Origin of the sequence: Citrifermentans bremense R1 (genome assembly GCF_000426865.1) — a bacterium.
In the GTDB taxonomy this organism is placed as follows: domain Bacteria; phylum Desulfobacterota; class Desulfuromonadia; order Geobacterales; family Geobacteraceae; genus Geomonas; species Geomonas bremensis.
The window spans coordinates 87,701-109,896 of the sequence record NZ_AUGE01000001.1; the positions used below are offsets into that span (position 1 = coordinate 87,701).

Here is a 22,196-nt window from a genome sequence, read left to right on the forward strand (position 1 = left end):
TCAGCAACAATGCGTTATCTGAAAATGTAGGTATGAAGCTTTTTGATGAGATCATAAGAATTGCCTTGGTGGGGTATTTTCAGTAAACGTATCAAATAGAGCTTCAATTTTGTACATAAACCAGCGTGAAGATTAGAATGGCTGTTTAGCATTTCCCATCTTTTCACTATATCAGGATACTCAGCCGCCACTTTAAGATACAGGCGGGATAAGTTGTGCATAACTGCTATTTTGGCCTCAGGGTGACTCTGTTGAAGAAGTGTGGTAAAGGTGGCATCTACGATATCCATATTGGATCTGACCTTTAGACCCATTAGATTTATGATTTCTCGTGAACCATCGGGTCTTAAATTGAGTGCTTTTGTCATGTGTGCCCAGTATCTTTTTTGGATTTCTTCGCTGACATGTCTCTGTTTGCAGAAAGAACTGGTAGTTATCTGAGAAGCGTGCCTGCGGTACAGCAACAACACTTCAGGGACATTTACCATGTTCCACCCAACTTGTGCAGCTCTGACCCAAAGATCGTAGTCTTCTGCTTTCTCGCAGGCTTTATCATATTTCAACTTCTTGGCTAAATCAGTACGCATCATTATAGTTGGGTGAGCAAAAGGTGAATTGAACAGCATCTGTATTTTAATAGCTTCGTCGGATTGATACGTCTTCCATGTACGGCGATCCCATGAACCAAAAAACTTTACCCATGTACCACAAATATCAGCTCCAGTCCGTTCAAGCAAATCTAACTGTCTTTCGAACCTATGTGGAAGGGCAATGTCATCTTGATCCATGCGCGCAATCCACTCACCAGTTGCAAGTTCAATTAAGTTATTGAGAGTTGTTGCTAAGTTTTGGTTCTCTTGGACAACAACTTTGATGCGAACATCCTCTTGTTGGTATCGCTTCAAAATCTCCAATGAACTATCGGTTGAACCGTCATCGATGATTATAAATTCAAAGTCAGCAAAGGTTTGCGTAAGGATGGAATTAATAGCCTCATTTAAATACTTTTCACCATTGTAAACGGGCAACACAACTGAAATATGAGGTGCAGTTTTATTGATAGAATTAACCTTCATCTTGTTTTACCCTCAGCCAGTCGAAAGTGCAGGTTAAACCTTCTAAAAAGGAAATCCGTGGTCTCCAACTTGTATCGGTCTGTAGTCGCGTACAATCCAGAATGTTTGTGTTAACATCGAAACTGCGTTTAGGAAGATGTTCCACTCGGATGTCGTACCCTAAATTTTTCACCAATGGCGACATCGCATGTATCACATCCAAGTTCGAGATTCCTACACCGGAGCCGAGATTGTAGGTGCTTGATAGATGCCCCTTTTCCAGGGCACATACAAGTCCCGACGCCAGATCAGTAACATAAAGATAATCACGTATAGTACCGGCTTCACCAAAGATCTTGATTGGTTCTCTCCGCAAAGCCGAAGCCATTGCAGTAGAAATAAATCCTTGCCCCACAAATGGCCGCTGTCCTACACCAAATGCATTAGCCGGCCGGACGCAGACAAACCTCAAACCATGGGTGACGGCATAAAGGCGTGCATAGTTCTCTAACGTCAGCTTGGTGAGGCCGTATGGAGAAATGGGCTTTGTTGGATAATCCTCTCTAATAGGAGATTCATTTGCCTCACCGTAAACCGTTCCACCAGAGGAAACTAAAATAAGTTTTCCTCCTCTTTCTGCTATTTCAGAGAATAACTGCACCGATGGAGGCAAATTTTGCAACAAATCAGCCAAAGGATTCTCGAAAGAGGTATTGGGGACAGTGGCATAAGCCAAGTGGATAACTTCTTGATGCTGATCGAGTAAATCACTAATCAAATCTTTGTGGCCAAAATCTCCTACCACATATTTGGCATCTCCTGGTAATCCTTGAAGCACTGGTTTTGCTCTGTCGAGAACAGTGACTACCCTTCCAGTGGCAACCAACATTGGAATGAGATGGGCACCGATAAAGCCTGCCCCGCCGATAACCAATGTACTAGTTTTATAGCCATTATTCCCCTGTAAAATACTCATAAAGTGACCCAGCCTTGCGGGAACAAATCGGATATGTTAGCTTCCTGAACAAACCACTTTTTGGGAGCAACCACTATTTTTTCAGCGCTGGGATTTAACCACGCACCCCACCAGCTAAAAGAGCTATTAGCTATGATATGATGATTGCACAGTGATGTTAACCTCATGTCATTGTAGCTCTCGCACCCTCTATTGTGTTCAATGTAGTGGCAACGGAATTTTATCTTCAGGTTCTTCCTTACCCAAGGGATATCATCGGAAAAAATAAAAAACTCTGGCTGCTCTGTTTGTACAGTGATATAGTTGATGGCTTGGCGATAATAATCAAGTGAACACAAGCCATGAGTTGCCAGAGTAGCAGGGTTAATCGCATAATCGCCCCGTCGCACATGTAGGCTGACAGCATTAGACAGGTTGATTTTTTCGGCTAATTCAAGATTTTGGGCACTAAGTCTCTCTTTAAAAGAAAAGTCTGCACGGATGATGGGTGCAATGTGTGAAAAGTATTTTTCCGTCTGCCAGTAACCCTGTAAATAACAGTCTTCAGGTGCGTCCATGATCTGCCGCCAGTAGCTCAAGCTTGGCTCAAAAATAAGCCTATTCCCTCTAATTCCTGAAAATTGTTTGTGGCGCAAGACCCTTAATGCCATTCTCGAGGAACGCCAACCCAAAAAACGTCGTAACTCTTCTTCGGTGACGGTTTGCGCAGAGATATTGAATAGCCGATCAAGTTCAAATCCGTTGTGCAGATTGTAGTTGGTAAAATCGCGTGTGTTTAACCTTAGTTCGACAGATTTAGCCAAAGAGAGCCCGCGACCAGCGGCATACTGGAACATTTGGTTACCCAGCCCGCCTAAAATATTGCTAATAATCATATTTTCTGTATCCGAGTCAAAAAGAGATTAAAGTTAAGAATCGACTTTCCCTAACGGCACCCACAAAGATACCGAAAATGTACTACGCAATATAGGCCATGATCGTGAAAGGATCTTTAAATAATCTGTATACTCAGTCTAAATATATTTTTTATTCCTACTTTCAAAGGCTCTGATATGCGCAGATATCTGAAGCGAAAGTTTTGAAATGTCCGGTCACTAAACAAGTAGGCCGATGCTGTGATAGGTAGTCTGTAAAGAGCACCCATCATCCTGTGCAGCAGCGGGAGAGTCACATGTGGGCTGAGCTTCCAAATTTCATGAACATCAGCTTTGAGCATCTCGACATCACCAACAAACTGACTGTCCCCCTTCTTTAAGCCAAAGAAATAGAGATCATGGTTAGTTGACAAATAGTGAAAGAAGTATCTCTCAAACATTTCATCCAGTTTGAATGCTTTCTTAAAGTCATTTGCATTTAAATTCATATAGTAGTCAATTCCTACATGTTCAGTCCCAGGCGAGGCCCCAGTTTCGCTTCTCATCGTACCGTGCTCAACTCTTCCCCGAGAAGCACAAGTAAGCCCAACAATGCCACCTGGTTGTGTCATACGATACATATTTCGGAAAGTTTCCACCCAGTACGGATTATGCTCAAAGGCTTCACACGAGATAACGACATCAAACGAGGCATCAGGCAGGTCCACCTCGTGACCAGAGCCAACCAAATCAACACCGGGCCCCGCAACCAGGTCAACGCCCAAATATTCGCAATCAGACGCAAAAAAATCCCTTACCGAAAGATTGACGACATATGAGCCTATTTCTAAAACTTTTATATTCGAAGTATGGCGGCCAATGAAATGCTCCACCATTAAAGATACAAATTTTCTTTGTTCGACATGTGCCATGTGCTGTGTCCTTATTTTCAGAGGTCTAATGACAGAATAGCTTTCGCAAAAGAGAGGGGATAAAGCCGTATTGTTGCTCAAGTACCTGTTGAGGAGCAATCAAATGTTTGTAGTTGCTTGCATTGTCCACAAGCCACTTAGGAAAATTAGCCTCGTCAATCTCGATAACTTTCGCTTTCCTTATTCCACGCCGCCCAAAAATGTCCTTCCCACAGATCACATTCTTCGCCACATTTTCTTTTACATTTTTAGTATTAAATTCTTGGTGACCCCAAGATTCGATCTTTTCAATGATCTTCTCCGTCCCGCCGAGGCTAGTAAAATGCCACCCACCGTTAGGCACGTCTGGGCTTTCTACCAGTGTTCGGCCCCCTTTGCGGATTGCGCGAATTTTGTTGAGTGAAATCTTCTTGAGGCTTGAGTAGAGCGCAATCCTTGGCCCCATCCAGTTATCCTCTTTGTACATATTGAGGTAGTAATCAAATTCCTTTTGTCGAAGTGTGTAAATGCAATCAGAAGGGAGACAAGCAATGGTCTGTACAACGGCCTCTGGGTTTGGGATCTCATCAACATCGGAGAAGATAACGACATCGTCGTCTGAACAGTGAAGTAAAGCCCTGTGAAGGCATTCTCTCTGGAAGAAATCACGGCCCCAGTGCAATTCTTGCTTTGGAAAGTTATCTGCTTCATCGATAAAATCATAGATCATGTTAAGGCAAGCCTGATCCTGACCTTTGGCCGGAGTGAATCGCTTAAGTGCAGTAAAATTTGAAGGATTATCTCGGATGACCTGGTGGATTATTTTTTTTTCAAAGCGCTTGAAGCGATCCCGGTTTTCATGGTAGTACAAGGGTTTTGGCTTACCGGAAAAGGTGAGATCTGATTCGGAAATGATGAAATAGTCAACCACTTCATCAAGGAGGTTCAAGCGGATCTCCAGCAAATCTAGCTCATTGAAGAACATGAAAACGTCGTACTTTGCCATTTTGAGCCTCATAATTTTACAAATCCAGGAGTAAATAGTGAGATAAGCATGTCAGGTAAAATTAAAGAAGAAGTTTTTTAATCTCCAAACCGCATAGGCTGTCCTGAGTTTGATCTCCCAGTATCGTTTACGAACCTGCGCACTCCATTTGATCCCTTTCGGGGACCATACAGACCTCGCATTAATCTTGTCCATGAATTTACCCTCATCCAAGCAATATTCGTTAAGCTCATATTTCCCGCTAAATATGATGTTCAGTAGCCTTTCAACATGGTATGCCTCGGAAGGAAAATATGTGTAACTGACAAGAAACAGCAAATTCCTGTAGAAGGCAACGGGATATTTTAGTACCTGGTCACTGGAGACGATATAACAGGCTCCAGGACTGAAATATAACCAATCTGGAATAACTGGATCTTTAAAAAGAAAGCATAGAAGGTCATCCAAAGTTAAGAAATATCTATAAGGTTTCGTAAAGGCGTACCAAGAGTTATTTATTTCCATCAACCCACCATCGGGCGGTTGATACGCTATTCCCTGCTTGTCAATCCAGTTCTTATCCTCATAAAGAAAGGTATATTTTTTATTGCAGAACACTCTCTCAAAAAAATCTTGCGACAGATGTCTCCCTATCATATTCGCTTTAACGAGCATCATCCAAGAAGGTAACTTGTCATAGTTATCGATAAAAAAGCGGAAGTAGCTGGAAATATTGTGCCCACTATTATCCACAAAAGTTATTTTGCTATAATTAGCCTTTAGCCTTTCTTTTATGATGGGATCAGTAGACTGGTCATAGATGTGGTAATCATGGCAGTACCTAAGGTAGTGCTCAGGATCAGTATTGAAATTATGGATTATAAAAAAAGTATCTGTTTTAACTAACTGGGTCATTGAAGTCAGTTCCACAAGCAGTGTTTGACCTTAGATGCAGCTACAATTGCTTTTCGAAGACATCTTGCTACAACATTTTGTTGTTTTAGAGACGCCTTACAACCAAATTGATTAACTCCGTGTTCAATTTTGTAAAGTTCGTATTCGCTTCTGCACTGCTCAAAACTGAAAAGATGCCCGCTCCGATCTTGCCACATCCAGTCACGATATAAGTTAAACCCACAGGCCCAAAAGCCATCGGAAACATTGTGTCGTGCCCAGTATTTCGGAGCAATAACGTATTTCACAGTCTCGCTTGTCCACGTAGGAAAAAAAGCGAAGCTTGAATTAGATAAAATGAGGTATTTGGCATTTTTGATAATGGAATAATCTTTGCCGATACTATAATGATGCGCCTCATATTCCGGCAGCAGTTTTTGCGCATATTTCACATCGTCAGTTACAATGATGAATGTAAGTTTAGGATTTACAGAGAGCATATTCTGCACAGCGTCGACCCAATACTTCCGTCCAAGTAACAGTTCATCATTGCCCCGATACTCACCACCGCGGATATTCATTACACAGAGATTATCGTCACAAAATTCATAGCAATCGAAGTCAGGCTTAACCTTTAACCACTCTCTTATCTTTTGCTTATGGCTCTGGATCAAGAGTTCGGACTGGAAGTATCCTTCAATTTTAGTGTTATCCCAGACGCTCCGTAAACCTGAATCGTAGTCACGAATGTCACACTGATAGATGGGATGCCAAATGTCCTTCTCAATGTAGTAGTTCGTAATCCTATCGGGTAAAGAAATTGGCGGGCCACCCTCCGGCCCTGTGCCACCCTTAACCGCTTTTCCGAAGTCTAGGGCTAAAAACTCGTGCCCTTTGAACTTCTCAGAGCCCATTATGCCGAATTCAAATCCGTTGTCTAAAGCAATGGTTCTGGTCACCACGTAGCTCCACAACTGGTTGCCCAAACCTTGCCCATTATATAGTTCTGTCACTATCATAATCTGTCCAGTTAAAATTGGGGATAAGTGCTGTTAGTTCCAGCCCATTTGTGAAAGACAAAAGGCTTTATATTTTTAATTTCTGGAATCATCGCTTCGTGAGAAAAGTATTTTGCAACGTCCAAGGGCGCAAAATGCATGTTATTGGATTCATAAATATGTCTATTTTTAACACAGATGAATCCATCTTCGTTGTAGAAACCGTGGAAAGGTTCCCACGGCAGATTAAGTTTTATGGGCAACTCCAGTAAACGTTTGCTTCTCAACGAAACACTGTTGCCGACCCGTACCAAATTTCCTTTTATATCACGATATGAAAAGTCATCTGCGGGAAGCGGCCAAGGTGCCCCGATGTAGTCATAATTCAGAAAATCGTCCTGCCAGGACGAGGGATTGACGACAAAACCATCTGCATGTACTAACAGGGCAAACTCGGTATCAATATAATCATTTAGTTCATAAATAATCTTGTACGACCACTCGTCAATATCTTTAATCCTGGGAATTCTTATAAATTGTATGTCGTTATCAAGGTTATGTGGAGTGTAATGAGCCAATAATTTCACACTTCCAAAGCAGATATCCTTACAGCTATATACGAGAGCTTGATGGGTTTGCTCAACATTTCTTGTCGCCATTGCTATTAAGGTCACATTCGGCAGATTAATTTTAGGCTCTTTGTTGAAAGGAGAACCCTTTGGGAGATTTGACATATTTTCATTATGCAAAGATTGCTTATGACTCACAGCTTTCCTAAAAAAAATAGAAAACATCAGCACTAATAGTTTTGGATAAAACAGAATGTGTATAAATACTTTGCTGTTCAGATTGACACAGTTTTCAACATAGAGCCTTTTTTCCTTAAAGTTAACAGAAAGGAAGTCAACTAGCTTGGAGAAAAGAGATGTACTGCGAGAACTTGGCAATGTGTAATACTTTTGGTTGCCGCAAGTCAGCGTGCACATGACTTCGCTCGTTATCGATACAGGGCCGGATTGTAACAAAGAGAATACAATCAAACAATCCATATTAAGATGCCAATATCCACCAGTAATTTTTTTAATGTCGAGCGAATCTAAGGCAGCCTTTCGAAACACTGAATAGAAAAGGTTAGGCTTACCCATCATAGCATCTTGCCAGTAATAAAAAAGAGTCCGAATGAGCTTGTTCCCACTTTCAAAGGGCTTGAAAACGCCTAAATGCGTTTTCGGATACCCATCTGCCCGAAGCCCATCAGCATAAACTTCCTGATAATCGCAGAATGCTAGATTTATATTTGGATTACCTTGCAGTTTATCAACGAGCAGTTCAATGAATTCAGGTGCTCGCCAATCGTCATCAGAAAACCAAGTGAAGAATTCACCTTGTGCCTTACTTAGGACGAAATCAGCGTTAGCTAGGACACCACAGTTTTCTTTTTGTCTGTAATAAGTGATGCGGGAATCAGTAGATGCGTACTGCTCCACAACCTCCCTAACGCGTGGATCAGGTGACGCATTATCAGAAACTATTATTTCTATATTACGATAGGTTTGCGAAGTGATAATGCCGAGTGCCAGATTCAACGAATCTGGACGATTATATGTAGGCAGGCCGACACTAACCAGTCCTTTGATGTAGGAATTCATTCGCCTCTATCCTTGATTGTTTGCCTCTTCCCCCAGAAGGCCATCGGCTCATAGTCAGGATAAGGGTAGTGTCCCAAGTTAAGCTTTATGCCAGAGCCTCGCTCTCTGATGCGCATTTCAACTAACCGCCGGACCGAAATCGGTGAACCATTACAGCAATTAAAAATACCGTTTAACTGGGGCTGTTCAAGGACCTCTGAAAGGAACACGGCGACTTCCTCTACATGGAGGTAATCGCGCAACTGTTCACCTCCAGACATGTTGAAAAACTCGTCGCCGTTATCAATCGCACGGTCAAGCTGTGCCAGAAGGCTGTTACGATGCTGCCCAGGGCCATAAAGGTAAAAAAGTCTAACCCACTGCAGATTGAACATTTTCTTCGCCTGCAAGGCCTCTAGAAATCGCCTCAACGAATCCTTTGCAATACCATATGGGGTATTAGGAAGGGGAATAGTGTCTTCAGAGAGTGCCCCGTTTTGCATACCATACTCGAAGCATGTTCCGCTAACGAGCACCTGGGGGGTACCTGCTTCAACCATTTTTTTGATAAAGCTATAATCGGCGGGAAGATACTGCTCGATATGTAGTAGATCTTTGTAATTTGGGATGCCTGGCCAAGCTAAGTGAATCAGTGCATTAGGCACCCCCAGCAAAGAAACGGGTTCCAATACAGGATCATGTAGATCCACTGAAATAAACTCAACGTTTTTATACCAGGGCATCTTAATCGCTTGATCTTTTCGACGTGCCACAGCGACCACACTATGGCCACGCGCGACAAGCGACGCAACGAGGTGCCTTCCTACAAATCCGGTGCATCCTGTTACTACAATTTTCATTTATATGCCTCTACACGAACGACATTAGCCGTAATGTCTGACCGCTGGTAATGTGATTAGATCTGCGCCATTTTACGAAAGTGAGCGTTCTTAGCAATTAGTTCGTGATAAGTTCCACTGTGCGTAATTTTTCCCTTATCAATGATATGAACTATGTCACACTCTTTCAGAGTAGCTAGGCGATGAGCAACGATAATGACAGTCTTTTTACCAGACAAGTTATGAATCGCATCCATGATGACATTTTCGGTTATGCCATCTAGCGCACTGGTCGCCTCATCTAAGATTAGCACTTTAGGATTGTGATATAATGCACGCGCAATGCCTATACGCTGACGTTGCCCACCACTAAGCCTGACCCCTCGCTCTCCGACATCAGTTTCGTAGCCACCGGGAAGGGAGTCTATAAAATCAGCCATCTCCGCCATTTTTGCTGCTTGAACTACCCGCTCTCGGTCTATTTCATTGTCCGGAATAGCAAAAGCAATGTTACGTTCAATAGTATCATCGGACAGGTAAATGGACTGAGGAACATAACCCAAGTTCTTCTGCCAAGCAGCCAGGTTTTCTTTGTTTATGTCCGTACCATCTACCGATATGTTTCCAGACTGCGGAGAAAGCAAGCCAAGGAAAATGTCTACAATAGTTGTCTTACCACATCCTGTAGCCCCCACCAAACCGATAGTAGTATTACAATCAATATCAATGCTAAAGTCATCAATAACAGGGACTTCAATATTTGGATAACTGAAACTGATTGAGCGAAGTTTTATTGAATGGTGGAATGGAATAACTTCTACATTCCCGACTTCAGACAATTCCCTACCACTGTGATCCGAGAGGTCTTCCACCAAAATTTCCAGTGCAGGGAAGTGAAATCGGACTGACGTTATGCTTTGATAAATTTGTTGAAAACCTGGCATAATTCGGTATCCTGCCAACGCGAAGACAGACACGACTGGAATGATATTTGCGCTGTCATGGTCACTGCCGAGTAGGTAAAGCACAATCAATAAAATTCCACCAAAGGCTACAGCCTCAAGAGCATAGCGGGGTACTTGCGAGATTATTGCACTCTGTGAAGAATAGCTTGCATTATCTCTTGACGGTATTGAGAAACGTCGTATGAGTTCGCATTCAGCTCCACGTAGCTTCAGATCTTTAATTGCTGACATCGCCTCATTGGATATTTTAAAACGTTGGAAAACAACCTCTGTTGAAGCTTCTCCGATACGAAATAGCTGGTTACGTACAAATTTAAATATAACTATATAAGCACACGATAGCACAGCAGCTAAACACAGCGATACCTGAGGGTCGACCCACAAAAGAAGAATCAATATGAATGTAATTGACACTAATTTTGAGACAGCCAACACTCCTGGAAGAATGACACCTTGAATAACCCGTGCCACTTCGGAGAGAACATTTTTCAACAAATCAGCAGAATTCCGGTTCAAGAAAAAAAGATAAGGCTGTGACAGATATTTCGCAAACAGCCGCGTTGAAAGTCGATGCCCTTGCATGTTGCTAAAATAAGTTGTAAACCAGCTTATATAGGCACTGAAAGCGTTGCTGCACACAAGTGCCACCAGTGCAAGCACACCTAGGCCAATTAAAAACTGGTTGTTGCTGGTAAAACCAATGCTGTGGTAGGCAAAACTGAGGTAATTGTTCTGGTGAATCATTTCTGGTTTACTGACAACTGCAATAAAGGGGACGACAGAAGCAATGCCTACAACTTCTAGTAAACTCATCACAAGGATACCTAGTGACAAAAGCAGAATTTGTTGTCGCTCTTTATAATTGAAAAGTACTTTAAATTTTGCATAGAGAGCCATTTTATGGTTCCTCACCATTCCCAACAAGAAAGGGTGCGTGACCATGGATTGTGCTGCCTTGAGAAATATTAAAGTCACCGTCATTCTCGTGGCGTCCCTCCGCCGCTCTTCCTTGGACGGACTGATCGTACTGGAATGGACTCACAAATGAAGCAAAAGGTGGAAATGCTCGATCACGCTGTGACAAGATCGGATCTGGGTCTGGCCATATGGGACTGACAGAATTCCATAGGATTCCGGCGTCATGATCTGGTGAATAAACTGTGCTCACCTTGTAAACTATGGTGGCTGAATCAGACAACGTATAAAACCCGTGAGCGCAGCCTTTCGGAATGTATATCATGTTGGCTTTAGTTGCATCAAGATTGAAAAGAGCAAATTGCCCATACCTTGGCGAACCCTCACGCAGATCAACCACAGCATCCAGCACCACCCCCGAAACGCAGTAAACCAACTTTGTGTGGTTATGGGGCGGAAGTTGAAAGTGGAGCCCTCTGAGCACCCTTTTATGGGAGACAGAATAGTATTCTTCCTGCCAACCAGTCTCCAGTGCATGCTCTTCAAAAGCGTTACGATGGAAGGTTTTGACAAACGAACCACGCGAATCTTCCATCTTGCGTGGAAGCAGTTCAAAGCATCCAGGAATAGTGGATGCCATTTTTTCAAAGATCATGATCAAAAATTCCTCATAACATCGACCATATACCCTGCCATTTCAGCAGTCATTCCAGGGTAGACCCCAACCCAGAAGGTGTCGCGCATGATGCGGTTGGTAGTTTCCAAATCACCAATGACTCTGTACCCGCTACCAGTCGTCCTCATCTCGTCAAAGCATGGGTGCTTAATCAGGTTGCCTGCGAAGAGCATCCGAGTCTGAATCCCCTTCTTTTCCAGGCGATCTACCATACGCTCACGGGTGAATCCAAAGCCTTCCCGTACAGTTAGCAGAAAGCCAAACCAAGAAGGTTCTGAGTTCTCAGTAGGCTCTGGGAGGATGAAACGATCTTCCATTCCGGCCAGTCCATCACGTAAGAGTTTCCAGTTGTTCCTTCGGGCCTCTATAAAACTCGGAAGTTTTCCCATTTGGGCGCAACCAATGGCGGCTTGCATGTCAGTCACTTTGAGGTTGTAGCCGAAATGCGAGTAGACATATTTGTGGTCATACCCGAAAGGTAGTTCCCCGAATTGCTGGCCAAAGCGGTTGCTGCAGGTACCGTCTTTACCCGATGGACACCAGCAGTCACGCCCCCAATCGCGGAACGATTCCACCAGGCGCTTCAACATCATGTCATCGGTATAAACGGCTCCACCTTCCCCCATTGTCATGTGGTGGGGAGGATAGAAGCTGGAGGTGCCGATGTCACCTATGGTACCTGTGTAGCGCCACTCGCCTTTGTAGAGATACTTTGAACCAAGCGCATCGCAGTTGTCCTCTATTAGCCATAATCTATGGCGATCACAGAATGATTTGACCGCAGCTATGTCAAAAGGATTGCCAAGCGTGTGGGCAACCATGACCGCCTTGGTTTTTTCCGAGAGGGCATATTCTAACTGGGAGCAGTCGATATTGTAGGTGGGAAAAGAGACATCGACGAAAACCGGTATTGCGCCGAACTGTATTACGGGAGCGACCGTTGTTGGGAAGCCTGCGGCAACCGTGATAACTTCGTCCCCCTTTTGGATTCGTCGCTCCCCCAATTTTGGCGATGTGAGGGCCATGAATGCAAGAAGATTGGCTGAGGAACCAGAATTTGTGAGGGAACAATGCTGCACCCCCAGGAACTGCGCAAATTCGCTCTCAAACCTTTCTGCGTAGCGACCGGTTGTCAGCCAGAAATCAAGTGACGAATCGACTAGGGCTGCGACTTCCTTCTCATCAAATATGCGACCGGCGTAGGGGATGCGGTCACCGGGGGTGAATGCCTTGCTGATTTTGTGCTTAAAGTCGTAATATTTTATAGCAGCAGCGATTGCCTGCTCCCGCAATATTTTATCCTGCCCGTTGTTATCTTCCACTAACAGCTCCTCTTGCATATCAGTAATAAAAAGTAGAAAGATTAACTACAAATATAATCTTGGATCTGAGCTAAACAGACCTCACGCATTGGGCGTTTGTCCCTATAGGCAAGGGTCCAATCTATAATCCGGTCAATTGCTGTCTGGAGGTTCCATTTCGGTTGCCACCCTAACTCCCCTCTGGCCTTGGAGCAGTCAAGTTTGAGATAATGCGCTTCGTGAGGGTGTACGCCACCGTCTAATTTATATGCAGCACCATTCCCCCACGCCGCGCACATTTTCTGGACGATCCATTCGACTGGACGGGCATCATCCTCACCCGGTCCAAAATTCCATCCTGAAGCGTAGTGCGATCCATGTTGATAAAGATTCTGCGCCAAGAGAAGATAGCCCGACAGCGGCTCAAGCACATGTTGCCAAGGGCGGATTGCGTGGGGATTCCTGATCACGATGTCGTTCCCTTTCAAAAGGGCACAGACACAATCCGGAATAAGCCTTTCCGCCGCCCAGTCGCCGCCGCCGATGACATTGCCTGCGCGTGCTGTTGCGATCGCAACACCGTGCTTCTCATATTGCTTGGGATTGAAGAAGGAGTTCCGATAAGCCGCGGTTACAAGTTCTGCACAGCCTTTACTGCTGGAATATGGGTCATACCCACCCATAGGCTCATTTTCACGATAGCCCCAAGCCCACTCCCTGTTCTCGTAGCATTTGTCGGTGGTGACGTTGACCACTGCCTTTACTGTGCTGCAGTTCCGTACCGCCTCCAGCAGGTTAACCGTCCCCATGACGTTTGTTGCATATGTCTCGACAGGGATGTTATAGGAGTCTCGCACAAGCGGTTGTGCAGCCATATGAATAACAATATCCGGCGAGGCGGCAGAAATGGCTGCGGCAAGTTTCTGGCTGTCTCTTACATCGCCTACGACCGAGTTGACAAGTTCGCCAACCTTGCATAAGTTGTAAAGGCTAGGATCAGTGGGCGGATCCAGGGCATAGCCGGTCACTTCGGCACTAGCCAGATGAAGCCACATGCACAGCCAAGAGCCTTTAAATCCAGTGTGGCCAGTGACAAAAATCCTCTTGCCGGCAAAAAACTTGTAGTTCAATGGTTGCATCAAAACATTGCACATATTTCTACCCAATTATACAAGAATTAACGTCTCTACATGACAGGCGAACCTACCAATTTTTCCAAGGGGCCTTGCCGCTTTTCCAGAGATCTTCTAAATGATTTTTATCCCGTAATGTATCCATGGGCTGCCAAAAACCAGGGTGCTTATATGCCACGAGTTCGCCATCTTTCGCCAGGTTTTCCAGCGGTTCCTTCTCAAGTAAAGTTTCATCTCCAGCTATATAATCAAATATTTCAGGTTGAAGTACGAAAAAACCTGCATTGATCCAGGCGCCGTCCCCTTTTGGCTTCTCTTGAAAACCGGTTACTGCATTTCCGGCAGCTAGATCAAGGGCACCGAAACGGCCTGAAGGCTGAATGGAGGTAACAGTTGCCAACTTACCGTGGGCTCGGTGATAAGAGACTAAATCTTTGATGTTGACATCTGAAACTCCGTCGCCGTAAGTTAGCATAAAAGACTGATTGCCCACATACTGTTGGATCCTTTTCACCCTTCCACCGGTCATTGTCTCAAGCCCCGTGTTGACAAGAGTAACGCTCCAAGGCTCTGCAGAATGGTGATGAATCAGCCTCTCGTTGTCGTTTTTGAAATCGAAGGTAACGTCAGATTCATGGAGAAAATAGTGAGCAAAGTACTCTTTAATACAATATCCTTTGTAGCCTAGACAAATTATGAAATCAGTAAAGCCATAACTCGAGTATGTCTTCATAATATGCCAAAGAATGGGTCTTTCACCAATCTCGATCATGGGCTTCGGCTTCAAGTGAGACTCTTCACTTATGCGGGTACCAAAACCACCAGCAAGGATAACTATTTTCATTGGTCTCCTCTCTATAACAGCATGAACTTGCAATACGTTAACGTATGATACCAGCAGACAGTTATGATCGGGTTATGAAAGTCCACACAAAATCACAAATGATTTATTGTATCTGACTACTAAAAGTTCCTTGCAGAACGTTTAATATTCTCAATTATTGTTCTATCAGAATCAGGAATTCTAGACAAGTATTCTTGCACGAAGACTGTAAATATTGAGACAAAAAAGGCAGCTACGGTCGATAAAATTACTATAATGGAACGTTTAGGTTTGCTTTTGTTCACAGGAATTACGGCTTCATCAAGAATCTGAAAGGAAGAAGAGTCTTTTGCCTCAGTCAACTTCGCAATTTCGTACTGCTTAGTCAACTGTTCGAAAATGGCCTCCTGCGTTTTAAGTTCCCGCAGTTTACGTGAGTATTCTAGACCTACACCTGGCATATTTCCAATGGAAGGGATACCCTCGCCCACGCCGCCTTTTCCAGAAAGCACGCTCAGTTCTGTTTTTAAACTTCTGATACCATTTTGGATCGCCTTCACGTCTGGGCTATGCTCAGTCTGCCTGCTACTCAAAACTGCAAGCTGCATTTCTTTACTCGCGAGGTCGGCCTTAAGGCGCGCTATGGCTTCTATTGAAGCCTTCGCCTGAGAATCAACTTGGACAATTCTGTTACGCTGAGAAAAATATTTCACTTCGTTTTCGGCCTTGACAAGATCTTTTTTCACTAACTCAAGACGCTTTTCCAGAAAAATCCGCTCGGTTCCGGCCTTTGACAAATTAAGCCTAATAGTGGTTTTACCCAACTCGTCTACGAAAGCGTTAGCCAACTGGGCTGACAGGTTTGGGTCTTTATTTTCAGCGGTGATCGAGATTATTCCGTCCTTACCTGCCTGCACTTTGATAGCACCATCAAGGCTTCTCCTGGCAGCTTCCATGTTATCTGCTTGATAAATTCTGGTTAAGTCCAGCCGATGGATCACTGCATCTGCGACGGAACGGCTTTTCAGGATGCCTAGATAGAGATCACTCCCCCCTCCAAGGCCGCCGGTAGCTATGCCTGCCAGCCCCCCAGCCTGTCCAAGCAAAGCGGAGAGCCCACCACCCGCCTCTTTCTGAGGCGGAAGAATCTTTGCTGTTGCAGAGTAAATGTTGGGAAGGTTCAAGCTGTAAACAACAGACGCGACTATGCCGACAGTGCATATCTTAAAAATCAGCATCTTGCGCTTCACGAGCACATGCACAAGTTCTAGCAGGTTGATCTCTTGTTCTTCCATCTCATTTTCTGTATTCATATTTCCCTTTAAGACGCTCTCAAGACAAAAGGCAAACGCTAACCAACTTCAATTAATTATCACATGTCGCGCATGTTAAGCGATGAACCGCGCACGGAAAATATGCTTGTTCTTTAAGCGCGTTCAATGCTGACACCTACACAGAGTTAAAATGGCTCCATTTCTGTATGGACGGTACTTTTGACTTGCTCTCAGCATAAGTTTCAGCTACCAAACAACTCCGCGCTACAGAACGCCTGGCCCTCAGCATCCTTCTTTGCTAAAATAGGTTCACCCAAAAGCGACCAGTTAATGCTTAAATCGTGGTCATTCCACACAATACATCTTTCGAACTCTGGATACCAATAATCAGTTGTTTTATAGAGAAATTCTGCTACATCCGAGGTTACGAGAAAGCCGTGAGCAAAACCTTCAGGCACCCACAGTTGGCGTTTATTTTCTGCGGAAAGCACTACACTGACGGATTTACCAAAGGTGGGTGAATTCTTCCGCATATCGACGGCCACATCAAAAACCTCTCCGGCTGTTACCCGGACAAGCTTTCCCTGAGGATGTTGAATCTGGTAGTGCAGTCCACGAAGGACGTTTCTGCCGGAGCGGGAATGGTTGTCTTGAACGAAGATGGTGTTAAGTCCTGTCTTTTCTTCCCACAATTTCTGATTGAAGCTCTCAAGGAAGAAACCCCTGTCATCTCCAAACACTTTCGGTTCAATGATAAGAACATCGGGAATTTCAGTTGGAACTATATTCATTTAAAATCCTAGGTGTTAAATTTAGCTAAGCCTTCTAAATTACATGCCTATCAATACTCGCTCCAGATACTCCCGATACGGAGACTTCGGAGTGTCTAAAATAACCTGGCGAAGCCCAGCTTCGTCAATGAATCCCCTCCTGAAGGCGATTTCCTCAAGACAAGCGATCTTCAACCCCTGCCTTGCTTCAAGGGTGCCTATGAAATGACTCGCCTCCAAAAGGCTCGTATGAGTTCCGGTATCCAGCCAAGCGATGCCGCGACCCAAGGTTTCCACCCGCAGTTCACCGCGGCGCAGGTACTCCAGGTTCACATCTGTAATCTCAAGTTCCCCCCTGGCAGAGGGCTTCGTTGAGCGGGTAATATCCACAACGCTGCCGTCATAGAGATAAAGCCCGGGGACAGCATATGATGACTTCGGCTGCACCGGCTTTTCTTCTATACTGTAGACCTTTCCGTCAGTGCCGAACTCAACTACACCGTAACGTTCCGGATCTGTCACAGGATAGCCAAAGACAACAGCACCGCTGTCGAATTCCTGAACCATCTTGTCGAGCCCGATTTTCCCATAGAAGATGTTATCGCCCAAGACTAGGCAAACTGGATCCTCCGCAATAAAATCCTCACCGACAAGAAAGGCTTGGGCAATCCCCTTAGGTTCAAGTTGTACTTTGTAGGATATGGAAATTCCCCAGCGGCTACCATCACCAAGAAGTGACTCAAAACGCGGGGTGTCGTGTGGAGTTGAGATGATCAGTATGTCATCGATACCTGCCATCATCAAAGTAGCAAGCGGGTAATAGATCATCGGCTTGTCATAAACGGGCTGTAACTGTTTACTGGCAACAAGTGTCAGAGGATAAAGCCTGCTCCCAAATCCTCCCGCCAAGACAATGCCTTTTTTAATGCCGCTCATGCCCGCACCTCACTTTGGGCAGGGAGGCGCTCACCGTACATGGACTTGTAGTAGTTCTGGTAGCTACCGTCGCAGACACCTTGAACCCAGTCCGGATTGGCGAGATACCATTCAATGGTTCGGCGAATGCCATCTTCAAAGGAAACAGAAGGGCTCCAGCCAAGTTCATTCCGAATTTTAGCGGCATCAATGGCGTAGCGTTGATCGTGCCCGGGACGATCCTTCACAAAACGTATAAGTGAACGTCTAGGCAACCCGTTTGCCAGCGGCGGAGCCGTTGTGTCAAGGATGTCGCAGACGGTCTCCACCACTTCGAGGTTGCGCTTTTCACTGTTACCGCCGACGTTGTAAGTCTCACCAAGCCTGCCCCCCTCCAGCACAGCGAGAATGGCGGAACAGTGGTCAATAACATAAAGCCAGTCCCTGACATTGCTGCCATCGCCATAGAGTGGAAGATCGCGGCCATTGATTGCATTGCTTATGATCAAAGGAATCAGTTTCTCCGGGAAGTGGTAAGGACCATAGTTATTAGAGCAGTTGGTGATCATTGTCGGCAGACCATAGGTATGGTAATAGGCGTTGACTAGATGGTCGGAAGATGCCTTGCTCGCAGAATAAGGAGACCTCGGATCATAAGACGTAGTTTCAGTAAAATAGCCGGTCTCTCCGAGAGAGCCGTAAACTTCATCTGTACTGACATGAATGAAACGCTGATTTGGCGGTGACTGCTTGTTTACAAGCCACGCCTTGCGAGCAGCTTCCAGTAGCGTGAACGTGCCAATGATGTTGGTCTGGACGAATGCGGCTGGGCCTTCGATGCTCCGGTCCACGTGGGATTCAGCGGCGAAGTGAACCACAGTATCAATGCAATCTTCAGCAAAGACTTTTGTTACCAATGAACTGTTGCAAACGTCTCCTTTGACAAACTTGTAACGACCGTCACTCTCTATGTCAGCAAGGTTTTGCAAGTTTCCAGCATAGGTCAACTTATCCAAATTAATGATGTTGCACGCGGGAATTTTCTGCAAGGCAAGCCGGATAAAATTAGATCCGATAAAACCGCACCCACCAGTAATCAGAATATTTTTCATGACACCTCTACGAAATACGCCTTAAAATTTGCCACATAGATTTGTGGGATTTGCTAGTTGCCTGCCGCGAGTATAACGCCAGCAGTGACGGCTATATTACCAATGATCTGCGCGATGTCCTTGATATTCCTAAGCCAGGCAGTCTTCTCGTATTGCCTCGGCACGATGATTGTATCCCCCGAATCAAGAGGCTTGCCCCAGAAGGAGTTGTACCAGAGGAAGTTTGATGAGTTGGCCTGGCTTGTGACCGAACCGTCCACCTTCACCACATAAATACCACTGGTGTCCGCATCCGCGGTCGCGCCGCCTACCTGTTTCAAGTACCATTCGACGCTGCGCCCGTGCTGGGCCACGATGGTGTTCTGGTTGTAGACGTCGCCGATCACGTTGATACCGCCGGGATCGCTGGGGATGCTCAGTTGGTCCCCGCCTTGCAACTCGACGTCGTAAGTGCTCCCCTCAAGCTCCTTGAGCGAAGCTATCTCTATCAGAACCCGCCCTTCGGCCTTCTTCTGCTTCAGGATTTCTACGCTCTGCATCAGCCCTTCGAGGGTAGTCTTTGAGCTGGCCACTTCCTCGGCGGACGAGGCTGTCTGCGACATGTTGGTCTGCAGCTTGATGATGTTTTCCTGCGCCTTAGCCAGCGACTCGTCCATGCGCTGCTGCTGCAGCTTCCTGGCGCTTTCCCGGGTGAAGCGGGTCCCCTTGAGGTAGGCGCGATCGGTGAAGCCGCCTGCTCGTGCGATGACGGAGCTGAGCCGCTCGCCCTTGGAGATGGGATAGGTGCCGGGGAAGACGAACTCGCCCTTGAGCGTTACGTAGCGCTCCTTCGCCTCGGCCCAGTTGGGTATGCGCCGTACGGTCAGCTCGTCGAAAGGAGACAGCTTGATGTTCTCTTCGCCGCCTGCCATGGCCTTTTCCAGATCCACGGTGATGGTGAACGAGGTGACAGCATCGCCGGAGCGCTTGATCCTGGTGATCTCGGCGTTCTTCAGGTAGGCGGAGAGCTTCACGTTGCCGGCCTGCGTCAACAGGTCGCGCACCGTCATATTCTCCATGTAGCGGACGGGTCCGGGACGCTGAACTTCTCCGCTCACCTTGACTACGGGGACCTCCTCCATTTCGCGCTTGGAGAAAACCTTCACCCGGTCAAATTCCTTGAGTTCCAGGTCCTTCCCCGGCTCACCAGCCATGGCACGAGAGAGGTCGAACGGGACCACCTCAGGGTGCAGGTCGGGGGGGAAAAGCCTGATGATCTGGCCTGTCGCCGCGTGGTACTCGGGGAGCAGGCTGTCCTTCTGCACTAAGGAGCTGATCTTCATCCCCGGCTTCAGGGCATAATCTCCCGGCCGGACCACATGCCCTTCCAGGCGCACGTAACCGCGCAGCACCCGGTCGATGGAGAGGACCTTGACCAGATCGAGGTCCTGTACCGGGACTGCAGCGGTGATATCTTCGGATGTCTTGCCGTTTACATCGAGGTCGACGTCGGTGACGACCTTCTTGTCATGCGCCTGGACCCGGTACAACTGGACCCGCTGCAGGTAGCCGATGGAGTTGATCCCCCCGGCGAGCGCCAGCAGATCCTTCAGCGTCGTTTGCCCCTTCAACTCGTAGATGCCAGGGCGGCGCACGTTACCTGCGACCCCCGCTACCTTCCCTATCACCGGGACGAGGACGGTGTCGCCCGGCTGCAGCCGGATGTCTTTCCCCTTGTCCCCTTTGAGGAAGAAGTCGTAGAGGTCCACCGTTTCGAGGAGCTTGCCGTTCCTGTTGATCTGGATGTTCCTGAGACTGCCGTTCTTGGTGGGGCCGCCGGCGGCGGAAAGGGCACCGATAAGGGTGGAAAGGGAGCTTATGTTGTAGTCGCCGGGAGAGGCAACTTCGCCCACCACGTAAACCTTGACCAGCCTGAGCTGCCCCATGTTGACGTTCAATTCGAAGTCTTTGTAGATGCGAGCGATGTGGTTTTTGAGCAGCGCAGGAAGCTGGCCGTAGCTCTGTCCGCCGACTTTAACAGCGCCCACTTTGGGGATGACGATATCTCCGCTGCGGCTAACGTCGAGCTTGTAGGTGCCGTTCAGGCTTCCCCATACGGTCAGTATAAGACGGTCGCCCGCACCGATGATGTAATCGGGGCCGACCGGAACGTCTGTCTGCGAGACGAAGGGATCTTCCTTGGATTTGAAGAAGTTGTAGCCGAACTGGATCAGCTGTTTATTGCCATAGGGCTCAGGCTTCGCCTTGTCAGCCGTCACCGGGTTTTCACTCATGGCGCGTTCCAGGGTGGACAACCCCTTCGCCTTGCGCTGCCCCGGGCGGGTTTTTCTAGCGACCTTGCTCAGTTTCACACGCTCCTTGCCGGTCTTTGTGTCGGAGCGCTTCTTCTCTTCGTTTAGCTCCTTGCCGTCCTTGTCCTTCTTAGGCTCTTTGTCTTCCTTGAGCGCCTCACCGTCGTTGACGTTGAACGGCTTTTCATAACGTTTCTCGTAGGAGCTATCGTAGGAGCTATCGTATGACCTGTCATAGGAGCTGTCTGAGGAGCTGTCTGAGTAGCTATCAGCGGAGTTGTCGAAAGAGTTATCGTAGGAATTGTCGTAGGTGTCGTCGCTGGAAATCTCATCCGTGCTTTCTTCCTGGCGATCATCGAACCGTGAGTTATCGACATCCTCATCGCGGGTGCGCTGGCGCCGCGAACCTCTCTCCCCCTTGTCCATCTGGGGTTGGGAGATGGTGTCAGACTCATCTTCGGGGTCCGGCAGCTTGAAATAATCCGAGGCGCCGAAGATGGAGCCGTTTTCTTTGTTACCAGCGTTGGCGGAAGTTCCAGACGATGAATATTGAGCCTCGGATTGAGAGGCGGGGAATGCTATAGCGTTGGAGAGGAAGGCGAGCAAAACAGCGAACAGCAGGATTTTCTTCATGCTTATGCGTACCCCTACTTCATGAGATGACTCAGACGTTCATTGACAGGCTTTCCGCAGAACCCGATATATCACGTTAAACTTCTAATGTAAATGAAATGTGCACGTATCCTAACGCTTTTCCGAACAGGGTGAAGTGCAGTCTGCTCAAGCCGTGCAGCCTGGAAAAATAGCTGTAACTGCAGAGCAATTTAAAAGCCCGAATTAATTATCAGGGCTTTAGTCTATAGCACTTATGCCGTATGATG

The 22,196-nt window shown here is 46.4% G+C and carries 19 protein-coding genes; all 19 read right to left on the reverse strand.

Going from position 1 to position 22,196, the window contains the following annotated elements; translation table 11 throughout:
* Window positions 1–14: 14 nt before the first annotated feature.
* A complete protein-coding gene (locus K419_RS22665) occupies window positions 15–1,076 on the reverse strand; it encodes a glycosyltransferase family 2 protein (protein WP_051292804.1) in 1,062 nt (353 codons plus the stop codon).
* Complete coding sequence (locus tag K419_RS22955) at window positions 1,066–2,031, reverse strand: NAD-dependent epimerase/dehydratase family protein (RefSeq protein WP_084154060.1); 966 nt, start codon at window positions 2,029–2,031, stop codon at window positions 1,066–1,068. The genes K419_RS22665 and K419_RS22955 overlap by 11 nt, the downstream gene beginning before the upstream one ends.
* Entirely contained in the window at window positions 2,028–2,906 is an 879-nt protein-coding gene (locus K419_RS0100430; RefSeq protein WP_026839818.1) for an alpha-1,2-fucosyltransferase, read from the reverse strand. Before K419_RS0100430 ends, K419_RS22955 begins: the two co-directional genes overlap by 4 nt.
* A gap of 116 nt (window positions 2,907–3,022) precedes the next feature.
* Window positions 3,023–3,817 (reverse strand): class I SAM-dependent methyltransferase, encoded by a 795-nt coding sequence (locus K419_RS22960; RefSeq protein WP_084154062.1) that lies wholly within the window; start codon window positions 3,815–3,817, stop codon window positions 3,023–3,025.
* A 25-nt stretch (window positions 3,818–3,842) separates the two neighbouring features.
* Window positions 3,843–4,802, reverse strand: coding sequence for a glycosyltransferase family 17 protein (locus K419_RS21420; protein ID WP_198013080.1), 960 nt, complete (start codon window positions 4,800–4,802; stop codon window positions 3,843–3,845).
* 51 nt (window positions 4,803–4,853) lie between these two features.
* Window positions 4,854–5,696, reverse strand: coding sequence for a DUF3431 domain-containing protein (locus tag K419_RS21425; protein WP_051292811.1), 843 nt, complete (start codon window positions 5,694–5,696; stop codon window positions 4,854–4,856).
* A gap of 5 nt (window positions 5,697–5,701) precedes the next feature.
* The gene (locus tag K419_RS0100450; protein ID WP_156912161.1) at window positions 5,702–6,634 is read right to left on the reverse strand and encodes an O-fucosyltransferase family protein; all 933 of its coding nucleotides are present in this window, start codon (window positions 6,632–6,634) and stop codon (window positions 5,702–5,704) included.
* A 71-nt stretch (window positions 6,635–6,705) separates the two neighbouring features.
* Window positions 6,706–8,322 (reverse strand): DUF5672 family protein, encoded by a 1,617-nt coding sequence (locus tag K419_RS22965; protein WP_084154064.1) that lies wholly within the window; start codon window positions 8,320–8,322, stop codon window positions 6,706–6,708.
* Window positions 8,319–9,161, reverse strand: a complete 843-nt coding sequence (locus K419_RS0100465; protein WP_026839820.1) for an NAD-dependent epimerase/dehydratase family protein — start codon at window positions 9,159–9,161, stop codon at window positions 8,319–8,321. The genes K419_RS22965 and K419_RS0100465 overlap by 4 nt, the downstream gene beginning before the upstream one ends.
* Window positions 9,162–9,217: 56 nt before the next feature.
* Window positions 9,218–11,002, reverse strand: a complete 1,785-nt coding sequence (locus K419_RS0100470) for an ABC transporter ATP-binding protein (protein ID WP_026839821.1) — start codon at window positions 11,000–11,002, stop codon at window positions 9,218–9,220.
* A gap of 1 nt (window position 11,003) precedes the next feature.
* The gene (locus K419_RS22970; RefSeq protein ID WP_198013085.1) at window positions 11,004–11,675 is read right to left on the reverse strand and encodes a dTDP-4-dehydrorhamnose 3,5-epimerase family protein; all 672 of its coding nucleotides are present in this window, start codon (window positions 11,673–11,675) and stop codon (window positions 11,004–11,006) included.
* Window positions 11,676–11,677: 2 nt separating this feature from the next.
* Complete coding sequence (rfbH, locus tag K419_RS0100475; RefSeq protein WP_026839822.1) at window positions 11,678–13,018, reverse strand: lipopolysaccharide biosynthesis protein RfbH; 1,341 nt, start codon at window positions 13,016–13,018, stop codon at window positions 11,678–11,680.
* A 41-nt stretch (window positions 13,019–13,059) separates the two neighbouring features.
* On the reverse strand, window positions 13,060–14,127 hold the full coding sequence (rfbG, locus tag K419_RS0100480) for a CDP-glucose 4,6-dehydratase (RefSeq protein ID WP_026839823.1): 1,068 nt from the start codon (window positions 14,125–14,127) through the stop codon (window positions 13,060–13,062).
* Window positions 14,128–14,200: 73 nt separating this feature from the next.
* Window positions 14,201–14,974 (reverse strand): glucose-1-phosphate cytidylyltransferase, encoded by a 774-nt coding sequence (rfbF, locus tag K419_RS0100485; RefSeq protein ID WP_026839824.1) that lies wholly within the window; start codon window positions 14,972–14,974, stop codon window positions 14,201–14,203.
* Window positions 14,975–15,093: 119 nt separating this feature from the next.
* Window positions 15,094–16,248: a GumC family protein gene (locus K419_RS0100490; protein WP_226377601.1), complete on the reverse strand. Its 1,155-nt coding sequence runs from the start codon at window positions 16,246–16,248 to the stop codon at window positions 15,094–15,096.
* Window positions 16,249–16,469: 221 nt separating this feature from the next.
* Window positions 16,470–17,018, reverse strand: a complete 549-nt coding sequence (gene rfbC, locus K419_RS0100495) for a dTDP-4-dehydrorhamnose 3,5-epimerase (protein ID WP_026839826.1) — start codon at window positions 17,016–17,018, stop codon at window positions 16,470–16,472.
* 39 nt (window positions 17,019–17,057) lie between these two features.
* On the reverse strand, window positions 17,058–17,933 hold the full coding sequence (gene rfbA / locus K419_RS0100500) for a glucose-1-phosphate thymidylyltransferase RfbA (RefSeq protein WP_026839827.1): 876 nt from the start codon (window positions 17,931–17,933) through the stop codon (window positions 17,058–17,060).
* Window positions 17,930–19,024 carry a dTDP-glucose 4,6-dehydratase gene (rfbB, locus tag K419_RS0100505; protein WP_026839828.1) on the reverse strand — a complete coding sequence of 365 codons (1,095 nt, stop codon included), beginning with the start codon at window positions 19,022–19,024 and terminating at the stop codon, window positions 17,930–17,932. The genes rfbA and rfbB overlap by 4 nt, the downstream gene beginning before the upstream one ends.
* Window positions 19,025–19,077: 53 nt before the next feature.
* Window positions 19,078–21,948, reverse strand: a complete 2,871-nt coding sequence (locus K419_RS0100510) for an SLBB domain-containing protein (RefSeq protein ID WP_026839829.1) — start codon at window positions 21,946–21,948, stop codon at window positions 19,078–19,080.
* Between the last annotated feature and the right edge of the window lie 248 nt (window positions 21,949–22,196).

Coding starts and splice junctions, on each gene's coding strand:
- K419_RS22970 (WP_198013085.1), bottom strand. CDS start 11,675: ATGATCTTTGAAAAAATGGCATCCACTATTCCTGGATGCTTTGAACTG.
- K419_RS0100490 (WP_226377601.1), bottom strand. CDS start 16,248: ATGGAAGAACAAGAGATCAACCTGCTAGAACTTGTGCATGTGCTCGTG.
- rfbC (WP_026839826.1), bottom strand. CDS start 17,018: ATGAATATAGTTCCAACTGAAATTCCCGATGTTCTTATCATTGAACCG.
- K419_RS21420 (WP_198013080.1), bottom strand. CDS start 4,802: ATGGCAAAGTACGACGTTTTCATGTTCTTCAATGAGCTAGATTTGCTG.
- K419_RS22955 (WP_084154060.1), bottom strand. CDS start 2,031: ATGAGTATTTTACAGGGGAATAATGGCTATAAAACTAGTACATTGGTT.
- rfbB (WP_026839828.1), bottom strand. CDS start 19,024: ATGAAAAATATTCTGATTACTGGTGGGTGCGGTTTTATCGGATCTAAT.
- K419_RS0100510 (WP_026839829.1), bottom strand. CDS start 21,948: ATGAAGAAAATCCTGCTGTTCGCTGTTTTGCTCGCCTTCCTCTCCAAC.
- K419_RS0100465 (WP_026839820.1), bottom strand. CDS start 9,161: ATGAAAATTGTAGTAACAGGATGCACCGGATTTGTAGGAAGGCACCTC.
- K419_RS22965 (WP_084154064.1), bottom strand. CDS start 8,322: ATGAATTCCTACATCAAAGGACTGGTTAGTGTCGGCCTGCCTACATAT.
- rfbA (WP_026839827.1), bottom strand. CDS start 17,933: ATGAGCGGCATTAAAAAAGGCATTGTCTTGGCGGGAGGATTTGGGAGC.
- K419_RS22960 (WP_084154062.1), bottom strand. CDS start 3,817: ATGGCACATGTCGAACAAAGAAAATTTGTATCTTTAATGGTGGAGCAT.
- K419_RS0100470 (WP_026839821.1), bottom strand. CDS start 11,002: ATGGCTCTCTATGCAAAATTTAAAGTACTTTTCAATTATAAAGAGCGA.
- rfbF (WP_026839824.1), bottom strand. CDS start 14,974: ATGAAAATAGTTATCCTTGCTGGTGGTTTTGGTACCCGCATAAGTGAA.
- K419_RS0100430 (WP_026839818.1), bottom strand. CDS start 2,906: ATGATTATTAGCAATATTTTAGGCGGGCTGGGTAACCAAATGTTCCAG.
- K419_RS21425 (WP_051292811.1), bottom strand. CDS start 5,696: ATGACCCAGTTAGTTAAAACAGATACTTTTTTTATAATCCATAATTTC.
- K419_RS22665 (WP_051292804.1), bottom strand. CDS start 1,076: ATGAAGGTTAATTCTATCAATAAAACTGCACCTCATATTTCAGTTGTG.